The sequence below is a fragment of the Pseudomonas sp. HB05 genome, assembly GCF_016756915.1.
Classification (GTDB): Bacteria; Pseudomonadota; Gammaproteobacteria; order Pseudomonadales; family Pseudomonadaceae; genus Aquipseudomonas; species Aquipseudomonas alvandae.
In genome coordinates, this window is sequence record NZ_JAESPG010000002.1 from 81,145 (window position 1) to 97,269 (window position 16,125).

At 55.7% G+C, this 16,125-nt stretch carries 13 protein-coding genes and 1 pseudogene; 12 read left to right on the top strand and 2 right to left on the bottom strand.

From position 1 onward, the window contains the following. Window positions 1-561 precede the first annotated feature (561 nt). The 12 genes from JMN22_RS02910 (at window position 562) to JMN22_RS02965 (ending at window position 14,440) form a co-directional block, all read left to right on the top strand. Complete coding sequence (locus JMN22_RS02910) at window positions 562-1,311, top strand: electron transfer flavoprotein subunit beta/FixA family protein (protein WP_060614007.1); 750 nt, start codon at window positions 562-564, stop codon at window positions 1,309-1,311. Then, a complete protein-coding gene (locus JMN22_RS02915; RefSeq protein ID WP_060614006.1) occupies window positions 1,311-2,249 on the top strand; it encodes an electron transfer flavoprotein subunit alpha/FixB family protein in 939 nt (312 codons plus the stop codon). Before JMN22_RS02910 ends, JMN22_RS02915 begins: the two co-directional genes overlap by 1 nt. Window positions 2,250-2,259: 10 nt before the next feature. Continuing rightward, window positions 2,260-3,117: a formyltetrahydrofolate deformylase gene (gene purU, locus JMN22_RS02920; protein ID WP_198795741.1), complete on the top strand. Its 858-nt coding sequence runs from the start codon at window positions 2,260-2,262 to the stop codon at window positions 3,115-3,117. A 58-nt stretch (window positions 3,118-3,175) separates the two neighbouring features. Next, window positions 3,176-5,626: a GcvT family protein gene (locus tag JMN22_RS02925; RefSeq protein ID WP_198795742.1), complete on the top strand. Its 2,451-nt coding sequence runs from the start codon at window positions 3,176-3,178 to the stop codon at window positions 5,624-5,626. A 402-nt stretch (window positions 5,627-6,028) separates the two neighbouring features. Further along, entirely contained in the window at window positions 6,029-7,123 is a 1,095-nt protein-coding gene (locus tag JMN22_RS02930) for an ABC transporter ATP-binding protein (protein WP_198795743.1), read from the top strand. 31 nt (window positions 7,124-7,154) lie between these two features. Beyond that, window positions 7,155-8,435 (top strand): ABC transporter permease, encoded by a 1,281-nt coding sequence (locus JMN22_RS02935; protein ID WP_198795744.1) that lies wholly within the window; start codon window positions 7,155-7,157, stop codon window positions 8,433-8,435. Window positions 8,436-8,438: 3 nt separating this feature from the next. After that, entirely contained in the window at window positions 8,439-9,287 is an 849-nt protein-coding gene (locus JMN22_RS02940) for an ABC transporter permease (RefSeq protein WP_058420301.1), read from the top strand. A gap of 22 nt (window positions 9,288-9,309) precedes the next feature. Further along, window positions 9,310-10,368: an ABC transporter substrate-binding protein gene (locus JMN22_RS02945; RefSeq protein ID WP_198795745.1), complete on the top strand. Its 1,059-nt coding sequence runs from the start codon at window positions 9,310-9,312 to the stop codon at window positions 10,366-10,368. 37 nt (window positions 10,369-10,405) lie between these two features. Then, window positions 10,406-11,185, top strand: coding sequence for a 2-amino-4-hydroxy-6-hydroxymethyldihydropteridine diphosphokinase (gene folK / locus JMN22_RS02950; protein ID WP_198795746.1), 780 nt, complete (start codon window positions 10,406-10,408; stop codon window positions 11,183-11,185). Between the two features lie 47 nt (window positions 11,186-11,232). Beyond that, window positions 11,233-11,658, top strand: a complete 426-nt coding sequence (locus tag JMN22_RS02955) for a GlcG/HbpS family heme-binding protein (protein ID WP_198795747.1) — start codon at window positions 11,233-11,235, stop codon at window positions 11,656-11,658. A 117-nt stretch (window positions 11,659-11,775) separates the two neighbouring features. Beyond that, window positions 11,776-13,032, top strand: a complete 1,257-nt coding sequence (glyA, locus tag JMN22_RS02960; RefSeq protein ID WP_198795748.1) for a serine hydroxymethyltransferase — start codon at window positions 11,776-11,778, stop codon at window positions 13,030-13,032. A 31-nt stretch (window positions 13,033-13,063) separates the two neighbouring features. Then, window positions 13,064-14,440 carry an L-serine ammonia-lyase gene (locus JMN22_RS02965; protein ID WP_198795749.1) on the top strand — a complete coding sequence of 459 codons (1,377 nt, stop codon included), beginning with the start codon at window positions 13,064-13,066 and terminating at the stop codon, window positions 14,438-14,440. Between the two features lie 161 nt (window positions 14,441-14,601). Here the strand turns inward: JMN22_RS02965 and JMN22_RS02970 are convergent. Then, window positions 14,602-14,941: pseudogene (locus JMN22_RS02970) on the bottom strand (tyrosine-type recombinase/integrase); the annotation flags it as partial. Window positions 14,942-15,325: 384 nt separating this feature from the next. Next, on the bottom strand, window positions 15,326-16,039 hold the full coding sequence (locus tag JMN22_RS02975; protein WP_030141816.1) for a helix-turn-helix transcriptional regulator: 714 nt from the start codon (window positions 16,037-16,039) through the stop codon (window positions 15,326-15,328). Between the last annotated feature and the right edge of the window lie 86 nt (window positions 16,040-16,125).

The following is a 16,125-nucleotide window of genomic DNA, read 5'->3' on the forward strand; positions in this document are numbered from 1 at the left end:
GCTGTCCCAGTTGGTGCTCCCAACATGACCAAGGCCATGGGCTTCCCGCGTCTCGCAACCTCGACTCAGATTTTGGCGGACCAAAACCAGTACATTGCTTGTGGGCCTACATGCAAGTCGTCCTAACCACTGGTCCAGGCTGTATGAAGTCGAGTATGCCGATCGAGTTAGATAACTTTGCGACAGCGTTGCAGGTGGATTCGCAGTGGTGGGGTGATCATGCTGACGAGCTGAATGAGTGTTCAATGCCTGGCTTGCAAAATGATCCTCTGAATTTAGCCGTGAAGCCGTGTGGGGCGGCTTGCCATCGAAGTACCAGATTTGATGAGGGGTAACGGCTAGTAGTCTGACTGAACCAAAAGGAATTGTTCTCTGCTTGGTGCACTTTACTCGACGTTTGTGTCAGGTTTTTTCGTTTGAGAAAAGGACAAAAATTTAACCAGCAAGATGGCTATACGAATAAGCCTTGCTTATCCATGTGCCCAATATAGATCGTTTGTAAGCGTCTATAGGGGCTTATAGCATCGGATTCCAGAGGTTTGGACTTATTCGGAGATTGCTATGAAGGTGCTGGTGGCGGTGAAGCGTGTCGTAGACGCCAACGTCAAAGTCCGCGTCAAGGCGGATGAATCTGACGTTGAGTTAAACAACGTAAAAATGTCGATAAACCCCTTTTGCGAGATCGCTGTGGAGGCCGCACTTCAGTTGAAGGAAAGCGGGCAGGCCAGCGAAATCATCGCTGTATCGGTGGGGCCTGATGCTTGCCAGGAGCAGTTGCGCACCGCACTGGCAATGGGCGCAGACAGAGCCGTGCTGGTCAAGGCAGGTAGCGATCTGGAACCCCTTGCCGTTGCCAAGCTTCTCTACACGGTCACCCAGCGTGAAGAGCCCGGCATTGTTCTCCTGGGTAAGCAATCCATTGATGGTGATAACAACCAGACCGGTCAAATGCTTTCCGCCTTGATGGGCAGCGCTCAAGGCACCTTCGCTTCGCAAATCAACGTCGTCGGTGAGTGGGTCAATGTCATTCGCGAGGTCGACGGTGGACTGGAAACCAGAAGCTTGCGGTTGCCCGCAGTGATCACCGCGGACCTGCGCCTGAACGAGCCACGCTACGCCTCTCTTCCGAACATCATGAAAGCGAAGAAAAAACCACTGGAGGTCATTGATGCCGGCGACCTCGGTGTCGATATCACTCCTCGTTTGAAAGTCATCAAGGTCTCGGCGCCGCCTGAGCGCAAGGCAGGCATTCGTGTGAGTAGCGTTCAAGAACTGGTCGAGAAGCTGAAGAACGAAGCGGGGGTGATCTGATGGCTGTTTTATTGATTGCTGAGCACCACGAAGGCGCTCTTAAATCGGGCACCTTGAACGCGCTTTCAGCGGCGGCGAGCCTTGGGGCAGACGTCGACGTTTTGGTGGCGGGTCAGCAGGCGGGCAGTGTCGCTGAGGAGTTGGCCGGATTCGCGGGTGTGAGTTGCGTACTGATTACAGATGCGCCCGAGTATGCAGATCAAGGTGTGGAGAATGTGGCCGCTCTGGTGACCGAGCTGGTGAAGACCTCGACCTATGGCCATGTCATTGCCGCCTCTACGGCGTATGGCAAAAATCTGCTTCCTCGTGTGGCTGCATTGCTGGATGTCGCCCAGGTCAGTGACGTTGTGGAAATCGTTTCCTCGAACACATTCGTTCGGCCGTACTACGCCGGTAATGCCCTGGCGACCATTGAAAGCGCTGACTCAGTCAAGGTGCTGACCGTCCGCACCACGGCGTTTGCAGCTGCCGAACGGACCGGGGCATTGGCGTCCATCAAGTCCATTTCCGTCTCTCACGATACCGGTCTTTCCAAATTCCTGAGTGCCGATTTCAGCGTCTCTGAGCGGATCGAACTGACCTCGGCCAAGATCGTTATTTCCGGCGGTCGTGGCATGGGCAGTGGCGAAAATTTCGCCCTGCTGGAAAAGGTCGCCGACAAGTTGGGTGCCGCCGTGGGTGCCTCTCGCGCAGCCGTCGATGCAGGTTTCGTCTCCAACGATATGCAGGTTGGCCAGACAGGCAAGATCGTGGCGCCTGACTTGTACATCGCTGTTGGCATATCGGGCGCCATTCAACATTTGGCCGGCATGAAAGATTCCAAAATCATCGTCGCGATCAACAAGGACGAGGAGGCGCCGATTTTCCGCGTCGCCGACTACGGCCTGGTTGCCGACTTGTTCGAAGCCGTTCCAGCTCTTGAAGCTGCCCTGTCTTAAGGAGTCGGAAATGAGCGCCAAGCGTACCTATACATTCGCTTTCGATTGTCCAGACCGGGTGGGAATCATCACCCGCACGGCGGGTCTTTTCGCCAGTCATGGCGGTTGGGTTGAGGAGGCCTCGCAGTTCTCTGACGAAGAGAGCAATCGCTTTTTCAGTCGCATGGTTGTTCGCGCAGAGACTCTGCCGTTTGACCTCGAAGTGTTGAAACGCAAAGTCGAACCACTTGCACAAGAGATGTCAATGAACTGGCGGCTGGTCGACAGTGACCAGCGCAAGCGTGTGGTGCTGATGTGCAGCAAAGGCTCGCACTGCATGACCGATCTGCTCGATCGCTGGAAGACCGGTGATCTGGTCTGTGATATCGCCTGCGTGATTTCCAACCACGAGGATTTGCGCAGCCTGGTCGAGTGGTACGGCATTCCATTCGAATACGTACCGGTCGACAAAGACAACAAGGCTGCGGGGTTTGCCAAAACCGAACAACTGATCGATGAGTACCGCGCGGACTGCATCGTTCTCGCTCGTTACATGCAGATTCTTCCGCAGAACCTGTGTGAAAAATACCGCCATAAAGTGATCAACATTCATCACAGCTTCCTGCCCTCGTTCATCGGCGCAAAGCCTTATCACCAGGCGTCCCGTCGTGGGGTAAAGCTGATTGGCGCAACCTGTCACTACGTCACCGAAGACCTCGACGAGGGGCCGATCATCGAGCAGGACGTCGCGCGCGTCAGCCACGAACAGTCTGTTGATGATCTTGTGCGGTTAGGCAAAGACGTCGAAAAAACCGTATTGGCCCGTGGGCTTCGAAACCATCTCGAAGATCGCGTGCTCGTGTACGGCAATAAAACCATCGTGTTTTAAGCACCCCCAATCGTCGAGCCAGTTGCCCTGCCTGGGGTGCTGGCCCTGGAGTTTTAAAATGAGCAATACCGTTCCGAGTTCGGCTCGTGTCGTCATCGTCGGTGGTGGGGTTATCGGGTGCAGCGTTGCATACCACCTGACCAAACTGGGTATCAAGGATGTCGTGCTGCTGGAGCGCAAGACGCTGACCTGCGGCACGACCTGGCATGCCGCCGGCCTGGTGCCGACCCTGCGCGCGACCTACAACATGAGCATGCTGGCGAAGTACAGCGCTGGTCTCTACGAGGGCCTTGAAGCTGAAACCGGTCAGGCCACTGGCTTCGTGCGTAACGGCTCCTTGAGCGTCGCGACTCACCAGGAACGTTTCACCGAGCTCAAGCGCGGCGCTTCGATGGCCAAGCTTTGTGGCTTTCCCTGTGAAGTGGTCAACCCTGAGCAAGCGCTTGACCTGTGGCCACTTCTGAACATCGAAGACATCGTCGGCGGCGTGTATTTGCCTCTGGACGGTGTGGTCAACCCGGTTGACGTCACCCAGGCACTCGCCAAGGGCGCTCGAATGGGTGGCGCTAAAATCATTGAAAACACCCAGGTCTTGGACATCAAGATCAAGGATGGCAAGGCCGCTGGCGTCGTCACGGCTCAAGGCGATATCGACGCTGAGTTCGTGGTGAACTGCGCCGGTATGTGGGCGCGTAATTTCGGCAAGAAAGCCGGGGTCAACATTCCCCTCCACGCCGCAGAACACTACTACGTGGTCACGGAGCCGATGCCGGAAATCAACGGCATCATGCTGCCGACACTGCGTGACCTGGACTACTGCAACTACTTCAAGACCGACGCCGGCAAACTGCTGATCGGCACCTTTGAGCCCAATGCCAAACCGTGGGGCCATGAAGGCATTCCCGACAGCTTCAGTTTTGATGAGTTGCCGCCTGATTTCGATCACTTGGAGCCCTACCTGGAAGCCGCCATTCGCCGTATCCCGGCGCTGGAGAAAACCGGCCTGCAAGTGTTCTTCAACGGCCCGGAAAGTTTTACCCCCGATGACCGCTACCACTTGGGCGAAGCACCTGAGTTGCGTAACTATTTTGTCGCTGCGGGCTTCAACTCGGTGGGCATCCAGTCAGCGGGCGGCGCCGGCAAGGTGCTGGCCGAGTGGATCGCCAAAGGTCACGCGCCGATGGATCTGTGGGACGTCGACATCAAGCGTAATTTGCCTTTCCAGGGCAACTCTCAGTACCTGTATGACCGCACCACGGAAGGTTTGGGCCTGTTGTATGCCATGCACTGGCCATTCCGTCAGTTCGAGTCCGCCCGTAACGCGCGCAAAAGTATCCTCCATGACCGCCTAGTGGCCGCCAATGCCTGCTACGGCGAAGTGGTGGGTTGGGAACGCGCTAACTTCTTCGCACCGGTGGGTGAGAAGCCGGAATACGGCTATAGCTGGGGCAAGCAAAACTGGTTCGAGTGGTCGGCAGCCGAACACAACGCGGTGCGCAAAACCGTCGGCCTGTTTGATCAAAGCTCCTTCGCCAAGATACTGGTCCAGGGCCGCGATGCGATGTCGGTGCTCAACCGCATTTGCAGCAACAACATCGATGTCGAGCCGGGCAAGATCGTCTACACCCAGTGGCTCAATGAGCGCGGAGGTATCGAGGCCGACCTAACCGTGACACGACTTGAGAAGGAGTCGTTCCTCATCGTCACCGGTCCATGGACGCAGACGCGCGAACTGAACTGGCTGCGCCGCAACACGCCGGACGAGGCGAATGTGGTCTACACCGATGTCACCTCGTCGATGGCCGTGATCAGCGTGATGGGCCCTAACGCCCGCAATGTGCTGCAACCGCTGACCACCGACGACCTCTCCAACGAAGGTTTCCCGTTTGCCACGTCCAGGGAGATCGAACTCGGCTATGCCCGCGTACGAGCGTCACGGATTACCTACGTGGGCGAGTTGGGCTGGGAGCTGTACATCCCGACTGAATTCGCCCCGGATGTATTCGACCGAATCGTCGCGGCGGGTGAGCCTTACGGCTTGAAGTTGTGTGGTTATCACGCCCTGAACTCCCTGCGTATCGAGAAGGGCTATCGCCACTTCGGCCACGACGTGATGGAGGAGGACACGCCGCTGGAAGCTGGGCTGTCATTTGCCTCGGACTTCAACAAGGCTGGCGGTTTCATCGGGAAGGAGGCCTTGCTCAAGCAGAAAGCCGAAGGCGTGAAAAAGCGCATGGTCCTGTTCAAGTTCCTCGACCCGGAGGCCACCAACTACCACGAAGAACCGATCTATCGGAACGGAGAAATCGTCGGCCGCACCACCTCTGGCATGTACGGCCACTTCATCGGCGGCAACGTCGCCATGGGCTATGTCTGTAACGCCGAAGGTGCAACGACCGACTGGGTGAAAGAAGGCAAGTACGAGATCGAGGTGGCCACCAAGCGCTATGAGGTGGAGGCAAGCCTTCGAGCGTTCTACGACCCTGAGATGAACAAAATCAAGTGCTGACCCCCTGGCAACCGTATTAGCGGCGGTCAGGCACGGTATAGAAACGTCATAACAACAAGTCGATTGAATCGCGCAGTGCCCGGAGGTCCGACTCCGGGCCAGGCGCAAAAATCGCCGGAGACAACCATGAATGCAAAATGCATCGCCAGGTCCAAGTCGTCGCCAACCCCGTCGGGGGCGCAGCTTTGTGCCGCTCCATCACACCTTATCGATTCCGGGCTCGCCCTGAGCCTTTTCTGCCGAAAGATTCCTCTTGAGTTTGCCGCGTCGACCATCAGACACGGGCGTCCGTACGCCTGATTGATGGCTGTCCTGTGTCCACGCGAACAAGAGAAACCGTGTGAGCGCCGTTTAAGACGGCTTCGCACTTAGCTGATCAAAGAATTGCAGAAGGGTGTTCACATGCAAACAGAATCCTTTGTGAGTTTTCGCAATGTGCAGAAGAGCTACGACGGCGAAAACCTCGTGGTCAAAAACTTCAATCTGGATATTCAGCGAGGCGAATTCATCACCATGCTTGGGCCGTCCGGCTCTGGAAAGACAACGTGCCTGATGATGTTGGCGGGTTTTGAAACCGTCACTCACGGGGAAATCTCCATCGACAAACAGCCGGTTAACGATATCTCGCCACAGAAGCGCGGTATCGGCATGGTCTTTCAAAACTATGCCTTGTTCCCGCACATGACCATTGCTGAGAACCTGGCTTTTCCGCTCAAGGTTCGCGGCCTGTCTTCAAGCGACATCCAGGGCAAAGTTAAGAAGTCACTAGACATGGTCGCCATGGGCCCGCTGGGCAATCGCATGCCAGCGCAACTGTCCGGTGGGCAGAAACAACGAGTGGCCCTGGCTCGGGCGCTGATTTTTGAACCTCGCCTGGTGCTCATGGACGAGCCGCTCGGCGCGCTCGACAAGCAACTGCGTGAACAAATGCAGTACGAGATCAAGCGCCTTTCCAAGCAGCTGGGTATTACCGTTGTTTACGTCACCCACGATCAGACTGAAGCACTGACCATGTCCGATCGCATTGCGGTGTTCAACGATGGTGTGGTTCAGCAACTGGCCAATCCGTCCGACCTGTACGAGAAACCCGAGACCGCTTTCGTTGCCAGCTTCATCGGTGAAAACAACCGGCTGACGGGTGAGGTCATCGAGCGCGATGGTGATTACTGCCAGGTGCAAGTCGGCAACCTCCGAGTGAAGGCCGTTGCGGCGAAATCCGCGAGTACCGCCCGAGGCACGAAAACCACCTTGTCGATTCGCCCAGAGCGCGTCTACCTCGATCCGGCCGACGGTCAATGTGACAACCGGCTACCGGCAAAAATTCAAGAGCTGATCTATCACGGGGACCACCTGCGTCTGCGGTTAAGCGTCGCGGACCAGGAAGACTTCATCGTCAAAGTGGTGAATGGCGTCAACCAGTCGACGCCGACCCCCGGCGCCCTGGTGACCGTAGGGTGGCGTGCTGACGACTGTCGAGCGCTCAACACCGTTATCTAACTTTCGTCACCGCTCACACGGAGATCACTCCATGAATCGCCCTGTAATGTCTGAAGGGCCTGCGGATCGGCTGTTTGTGCAGCCGAAGGTTGGCCAGTCAATAAAGGAAAGCCTGGACAAGGCCGAGCGTCGGAACAAGTTCAAGTCCGTGCTACTGGTGTTGCCACTGCTTGCATTTATCGCCGTGTTCTTTCTCATGCCGATCGGCGACATGCTGATGCGCAGCGTGCAAAACGGCACGCTCGCGGACTATATGCCCAACAGTGCAGTCGAGTTGAAGCACTGGGAGCGGCAGGCACTGCCTGAGGAGAAGATGTTTGCAGTCCTCGGCAACGATATTCTCGCCCTGCTGAAATCGCAGAACCTGGACCGGGTCGGGACTGACTTGAACCGCGTGCAAAGCGGCATGAAGCTGCTGTTGAACAAGACGGCGAGAGGTCTGGAAAAACAGAGTCAGGTAGGGATCACCGAATTCAAACCGCTGATGATCAGCATCGACAAACGCTGGGGTGAAATCGCAACGTGGTCGCAGCTCAAGGTGATGGCGCCCTCGATTTCCGCAGTTCATTACCTGGCGGCGCTGGATCGTCAATACGACGATAACGGCGACATCGTCCAGCAGCCTGAAAGCCGACAGATCTATGTCGACAACCTGCTGAAGACGCTTGCGGTCAGCGTCGCGATCACTTTCATCTGCTTTCTGCTGGGCTATCCGCTGGCGTACTTCCTGGCCAGCTTGCCGGACCGCTTCAGCAACTTGCTGATGATCCTCGTGCTACTGCCGTTCTGGACATCGTTGCTGGTCCGGACCAGCGCCTGGATCGTGATTCTCCAGTCAAACGGGGTTTTCAACGATGTCCTTCGCAGTCTCGGCATCATCAATCAGCCGCTCGATCTGATGTACAACCTGTACGGCACCATCATCGCCATGACGCATATTCTGCTGCCGTTCATGGTGCTGCCGCTTTACAGCGTCATGCGCGGTGTCGACCAGACCTACATCCGTGCCGCGCACTCCATGGGCGCCAGCTCCATGCGGACTTTTTTCAAAATCTACTTTCCGCTGTCCCTGCCGGGCGTCAGTGCCGGGGGGATTCTGGTCTTCATTCTCGCGGTTGGTTACTACATTACGCCTGCACTTGTCGGTGGCCGAACCGGCCAAATGATCAGCAACTTCATCGCCTATCACATGCAGACGTCCTTGAACTGGGGTCTTGCCTCGGCAATTGCCAGCCTGCTTCTGGTGGTAGTGCTGCTGATGTACTGGGTCTACGACCGATTCGTAGGCATTACCAATATGAAGTTGGGGTGAGCCATGAGCCTTCCAAATTACATCGGACCTTTCGAACGCTGCTGGTTTTTCACCGTGCGCGGATTTGCCCTGCTCGTGCTGCTGTTTCTGGTGGTACCGATTCTAGTAATCATCCCGTTGTCCTTTAACGTCGAGCCGTATTTCAGCTTCACGTCGGACATGCTTCACCTGAAACCGGAAGCATTTTCCCTACGCTGGTATCACCAGCTGATCAACGACCCGCTTTGGGTGCTGTCGATCAAGAACAGTTTCCTGGTGGCGTGTGGTGCAACAGTGATCGCTACCGCGCTCGGTACGCTCGCATCCATTGGGCTGAGCCGCGCTGACCTGCCGTACAAACGCCTGCTCACCGGCATTCTGATTTCGCCGATGATCGTCCCGGTGATTATTTCCGCCGCTGGCATGTACTTCTTTTACAGCAAATTGGGGATTGGCCAGAGCCTGCTCGCGCTGATCCTGTCGCACGCTGTGCTGGGTACGCCTTTCGTGATTCTGACCGTCACCGCAACGCTCGTGGGGTTCGATCATTCACTGACCCGCGCCGCCGCCAGCATGGGCGCATCGGCGACTTACACGTTTTTCAACGTGACGTTTCCGCTCATTCGCCCCGGCATCATTTCAGGCGGGCTGTTCGCATTTATCACTTCGTTCGACGAGGCGGTGATCGTTCAGTTTTTGGGGGGAGTCGAGCAGCGCACCATCCCTCGTCAGATGTGGTCCGGAATGCGTGAGCAGATCAGTCCCACGATTCTCGCTGCTGCCACGTTGCTGATCATTTTGTCTGTCCTGCTGTTGCTGTCTATCGAAGTCCTGCGCCGTCGTTCGCTCCGCGTTCGTGGAATCACTAATTGATCTGAGATCTAGGGAAGCAGTTATGAAAAAGATGTTGATATGCGCGGTAACAAGCCTCGTGTGTGTGTCTGCGATGGCGCAAGAGAATCTGACGATTGTCACGTACGGTGGCTCATTGGCGGCTGCCCAGACCAAGGCAGCGATCAAGCCATTCAGCGAGAAAACTGGGGTGAAAACCACGCTGGAGGATTACTCCGGTGGCATCGCTCAGCTCAAAGCTCAAGTCGATACCAAAAACGTCACTTGGGACGTCGTCGACATGGAATTACCGGATGCCGTTCAGGCGTGCAATGCGGGGCTGTTCGAACGTATCAACCCGAGCAAGGACCTGGAAGCAGGGACGGGCGGCGCCCCGGTTGACGTGGACTTCATCTCCGGCGCTGTCACCGACTGTGCGGTGGCCAACATCATTTGGTCGACGGCGGTCGCTTACAACGTCAACGCGTTCAAAGGTGAGCAGCCCGCAACGCTGAAGGATTTCTTCGACCTGAACAAATTCCCTGGCAAGCGTGGCTTGCGCAAGGCGCCTCAAGGCACGTTGGAGTGGGCACTGCTGGCCGATGGGGTGCCTCGTAATGAAGTGTATTCCACCCTGGAAACTGAGGCGGGTATCGAGCGGGCTTTCGCCAAACTCGACTCGATCAAGAGTCAGGTGATCTGGTGGGAAGCGGGTGCTCAGCCGCCGCAATTGCTTGCGGACGGCCAGGTCGTAATGACCTCGGCATGGAATGGACGTATCTGGACGGCCCAGACCCAAGAGAAGCAACCGTTCAAGATTATCTGGGACGGTCAGCTGTACGACATGGATGTATGGGCTGTGCCGGCCGGCAGCAAGAACAAAGCGCGGGCCATGGAGTTCCTCAAGTTCGCCACGAGCACCCCGGTGCTGGCTGAGCAAAGCAAATACATCGCCTATGGCCCGACGCGTAAATCGTCGCAAGCCCTGGTCAGCGAGGAAATGAAACCGCATCTGCCGACCTCCCCGGAAAACTTCAAGACAGCGTTACAAATGAATGCCGAGTGGTGGGGTGACCATGCCGACGAACTCAATGAACGCTTCAATGCCTGGCTGACAAAGTAAACCTTTGCCTTCACAGCCTTCTCAGGAGTCCAGCGCCATGTCGACTTTGGTTTACCTCGGGCTAGGGAGTAACCAGGACCGAGATCATCATTTGGGGTTGGCGTTGGAGTTCCTGGCCGCATTGCTAGTGGATGTTCAGTACTCCCCGGTTTATTCCTCCGCGGCTGCCGGCTGCGTGGGCGACGATTTTTTTAACGTTGTTCTGTCCGGGCGCACTGATCTATCGCTGGGCCAGTTGAGTGATGTCCTAAAGCGTTTTGAGGCTAGGTACGCCCGCGTGCTGGTTCCTCGAATCGTCTTGCCAGTGGATATCGATATTTTGCTGTATGGAGATTTCGTGGGGACTTACGCGCATGGGGTGCTGCCGAGGTCGGATCTTATCGATAGACCTTACGTGATAATGCCGCTTGCTGTGCTCGCCCCGGAAGCAGTGCATCCCGTCACTGGTAAAACCTATAAAACAACCTGGCTTGAGTTCGAGCGGCACATACCTGCCGAGGAAGCACCGGTCCTTGTAGCCCGTGACGGGCTGTCCCTGCCCAAGGGTGCAAAAACAGCTGGGGCGGATGATTTTGTGATGGCGCAAACGCTTAAATCACTACGTATTCGACAAGGTCTTACTCAGCGCAAGCTCGCTGAAAAAGCACGGGTTACCCATAGTTCCATATCTGTCATAGAAAAGAATCAAGCAAGCCCTGGGGTTAATACGCTGGGCAAGATCCTGTCCGCGCTATCGACTTCACTGCCTGAGTTCTTTGCAGAGATTGAGCGAGGAGGAGCAGAAGTAAAACCCAAGAAGAGAGTTCTAGAGTTTTAAACACGGATTGGAGTGGTTTTAATTCATCAAATCTGAGGTCGAAGACAATGAAAATGGTACCCAGACTGACAATGGCTGATGCTCAACACATCATGCAAGCTTGTCTTGCGAAAGCCAGGGAACTGGCGGTTGATATGGACATCGCCATTACCGATGACGCCGGTCATCTGATCATGTTTCAGCGTATGGACAATGCGCGGATCACCAGTATCGACATTGCCATCAGCAAATCCTTCACGGCTGCCGCCGCACGTAAATCGACGCGCGCCTATGGCGAAATCAGCGTGCCAGGCAAATCGGCCTTCGGCATCAATACCAGCAACCAGGGACGTTTTTCCATCGTCGCCGGTGGACTGCCGCTCTTCATGCAAGAGTTCATCGTGGGTGGGGTAGGGTGCAGTTCAGGTACTCCCGATCAAGATGAAGTTGTGGCGCAAGCAGGTGTCAATGCCTTTACCGCCTATATCAGCTGACCAACTCAAAAATTCAAAAGTCATTCATCCGGCGCGTTCACGTTTGCTGTTGGAACCGTTTCTGCGCGCCTGATTTCCTGATCCGAACAAAAATAAAAGTTGATGGAGATTTAAACGATGTTCAGCCAGCAAGACCAAATCCAGGGCTACGATGATGAACTGCTGAGTGCGATTGACGCCGAAGAGCGCCGTCAGGAACAGCATATCGAGCTGATTGCTTCAGAAAACTACACCAGTCAGCGGGTGATGGAAGCCCAGGGCAGTGGGCTGACCAACAAATATGCTGAAGGTTACCCGGGCAAGCGTTACTACGGCGGCTGCGAGCACGTCGACAAGGTCGAGCAGTTGGCGATCAACAGAGCCAAGGAGTTGTTTGGTGCAGATTACGCCAACGTTCAGCCGCACTCTGGTAGTCAGGCGAATGCCGCTGTTTACCTGGCACTCCTTCAACCGGGTGACACCGTATTGGGGATGAGTCTGGCCCACGGTGGGCATTTGACTCATGGTGCCAAGGTCAGTTTCTCCGGCAAGCTCTACAACTCGGTGCAGTACGGTATCGATACCGTCACGGGGTTGATTGATTACGACGAAGTCGAACGACTGGCGGTCGAGCATCAACCCGAAATGATCATCGCCGGGTTTTCCGCTTACTCGAAAACCCTTGATTTCCCGCGCTTTCGCGCCATCGCCGATAAGGTCGGCGCCTACCTGTTCGTCGATATGGCCCATGTGGCTGGATTGGTAGCGGCAGGTCTGTATCCAAATCCACTTCCTTACGCCCACGTAGTCACGACCACCACGCACAAGACGCTACGCGGTCCCCGTGGTGGTTTGATTCTCGCCAAAGGTAATGAAGACCTTGAGCGCAAACTCAATGCCGCGGTCTTCCCAGGCGGGCAGGGCGGCCCATTAATGCATGTGATCGCCGCAAAGGCTGTGTGCTTCAAGGAGGCGCTGGAGCCTGGATTCAAAACGTATCAACAGCAGGTGATCAAAAACGCCAAGGCTATGGCGAGCGTGTTTATCCAGCGCGGTTATGACGTGGTCTCGGGTGGGACCGACAACCATCTGTTCCTTGTCAGCCTGATTCGCCAACGTCTGACGGGCAAGGATGCCGACGCCGCTTTGGGCCGCGCGCGCATCACGGTCAACAAAAATGCCGTGCCGAATGACCCACAGTCGCCGTTCGTAACTTCTGGCTTGCGCATTGGAACACCTGCGGTGACTACACGTGGCTTCCAGGAGCCCGAATGCAGCGTTCTTGCCAGCTGGATCTGCGACATTCTCGACAAACTCGGTGATGCCGAGGTAGAGGCCCGTATCGCCCGCCGCGTTTCAGAATTGTGCGAGCGTTTCCCGGTCTACAAAGCCTGATCATCCACCAGCATTCGATGCGGAGTTGAGTATGTCGCTGAGTGTTTTTGATCTGTTCAAGGTGGGCATCGGTCCTTCCAGTTCGCACACCGTCGGTCCCATGCGCGCAGCCGTGCGCTTTTCCGAGGGACTGAGGGACCAAGGTTTGCTGGAGCAAGTGGAGAGTGTTCGGGCAGAACTGTACGGTTCTCTCGGCGCCACAGGAAAAGGGCACGGAAGCGACAAAGCCATACTGCTGGGGCTGGAAGGGGAGTACCCGGATACAGTCGATACCACGGCAGTAGAGGCAAGGTTGTCGATAATTCGCGGTTCCGGAACCCTGAAGCTTTTGGGGGGGAAGTCCATTCGCTTTGTTGAGAAAGAGCACCTGGCGATGATCCGTAAGCCTTTGCCCTATCACCCAAACGGCATGATCCTGCGTGCATTCGACAGGGCTGGCTTACAGATTTGTAGCCGTGAGTACTACTCGGTGGGCGGCGGGTTTGTGGTGGATGAAGAAGCGATAGGGCTTGATCGTATCGTCGAAGATCAAACGCCACTTCGTTATCCTTTCTTGACTGGACGGGAGCTGCTTGAGCAGTGCTCACGTAACGGTCTCTCGGTCAGCCAGTTGATGGCCGAGAACGAGAAGGCGTGGCGTAGTCCGGAGCAAACCCGTGAAGGTCTGCTGCATATCTGGCAAGTGATGCAGGATTGCGTGCTTGCTGGCTGCCGCAACGAAGGCATCATGCCTGGCGGGCTGAAGGTCAAGCGTCGTGCTGCGGCGTTGCACCGTCAGCTCAGTGGTAGTCCTGAGGCCAATCTAAGGGACAGCCTTTCAGTGCTCGACTGGGTCAACCTTTATGCCCTGGCGGTTAATGAGGAAAACGCCAGTGGGGGCCGTGTAGTGACAGCACCCACTAACGGCGCCGCTGGTATCGTCCCGGCGGTTCTTCACTATTACCGCCGGTTTGTACCCGGGGCGGATGAAGAAGGGGTGCAACGGTTCCTGCTCACTGCCGCTGCAATCGGGATTCTCTACAAGGAAAACGCGTCGATTTCTGGCGCAGAAGTCGGTTGCCAAGGTGAAGTGGGGGTGGCTTGTTCGATGGCGGCTGGAGCGCTGTGCGAAGTCCTCGGTGGAACGGTGCAACAGGTAGAAAACGCGGCGGAAATTGGCATGGAGCACAATCTCGGCCTGACCTGCGATCCCATCGGTGGTCTCGTCCAGGTTCCTTGCATTGAGCGAAATGCCATGGGTTCGGTGAAGGCCATCAACGCCGCGCGCCTTGCTTTGCGTGGTGATGGGCAACATTTCGTCTCGCTCGACAAGGTGATCCGCACCATGCGTCAAACGGGAGCGGACATGAAAAGCAAGTACAAGGAAACCGCGCGAGGCGGTCTTGCGGTGAACATAATCGAATGCTGAGTCAGACGTCAGAGTGATCTGCCCTTAATCGCAGAACAACGCGAACATGAGCTGTCGCAACCACCGATTGGCCGGATCTTTGTTGTATTGGGCCCTGGTAGATGCGCACGAGGTGCGAACCTGGGCGAAGGGCAGCGACAATTTAGCATCCGAAAAATTTTCGGAAAGCACCACTGAGAGTCTCCCTTGAGGGTCTTGAGTTCCTGAAAAAAATGCAGGGCGAAGGGGGAGAGGAAGACATGGTGGTCTTGTTTCTTGCCGCGGGTGCCTTTGATGTTTTCACTGGGGAGGAATCAGGTCTGCCGGTCCAGATCGACATTTTTCCATTCGGCCTGCAACAACTCGCCAATCCGGCACAGCGTGCCCAGGCTGATCCAGAACGCGAGTTGGGTTTCCTTCTCTAGCGGCCGAATGCTGTCATATTTTTGGCCTGCGGGGAGGGCGTTGTAATCGGCGGTCATTTGCTGGAAGCGGTTTGTGCAGTTCCAACAGCTCAGCCGGGGGAGGATGCGGCTTCTTTTTGGCGAATTACCCCTTTTTCGCTCTTGAAACACCCCAGAAACAAGTCCAGAATCAAGTCTTTTCCTGCCCCGGCAAGAAAAGAAACCCCTTACATTTCAACGAGTCGGACGCCAGATAAGAGTCTCGTTTCCCGCTCCAAGATTTAAAAAAGCCACTCAGATGAGTGGCTTTTTTTGTGCCTGAGAAAATGTCGGTATTCATGTCGACAGGCAGCTTTCGGCCGATTCTGTTGAAAAAGCCGACCATGGTTTCCACGGCAGAAAAGTACAGCTACACGTTAGCGCTTAGGTAACCGAGGCTTGCACGGGCCACGCCTTCCCATGAGAGGCGCGGTCATCATTCGGGCTTCAGAACATTGGTGTCTCAGGACAACAAGCCAGATAACGACGCCTTGACCGCCGCTTCAGTCTTGTTCGACGCCCGCAATTTGCGCATCGCATTCACCAGATGGAACTTCACCGTTCGTATGTCGATGTTCAGGATGATCCCGATTTCGACATAGGTTTTTCCCGATGCCGTCCACCTGAGTATTTCCTTCTCCCGGGCGGTCAGTGGCTTGTAAGTATCAACCCTGGTTTTTGCGAAGAAAAACTGCGCCATGGCCTCATGTACCAGATGAGTCAGCCAAATCAGCTTGGTCTCTTTGCTTTCCATTTCCTGTATTGAAATGCGTTCGCTTGAGCGGGAGACGGAGAGCAGACCGATCGAGTTATGTTCGCGCCGCGAAGAAAGGCACCAGCCATGGTTGAGGTTGTAATGCCGCGCTTCTTCCCAGAACCCGCGCCCTGGATTTTGCTGCTGCGCAGACCAGCGCAATGGAATCGAACGGGTCAGTCCATGTTCAACGGTGGGGTCTTGGGAGAAATAATCGCCGGCAATGTACTTTTTTTCCCAGGCGTCCGGGTAATTTGAAAGCAGAAAGTATTGCGTCGGCGCTAACGGCGAACTTAGTCTTAATCCATAAGAACAAAATTCGAAGCCTAAGTTTCTTGTAATTTTAACGAGCTCGTTAAATAGCTGGTTTTCGTAAGTGCAGCCAGCCACACGCGCTATAAAGTCTTCACGCCAATCAATCACCAATATTACCTTCCGTGGTCAGCGCTCTTTCGTGACAAGAGCGGGGCACATCATACAGGATTGAAACGCTGCCGGGAGATGGAGAG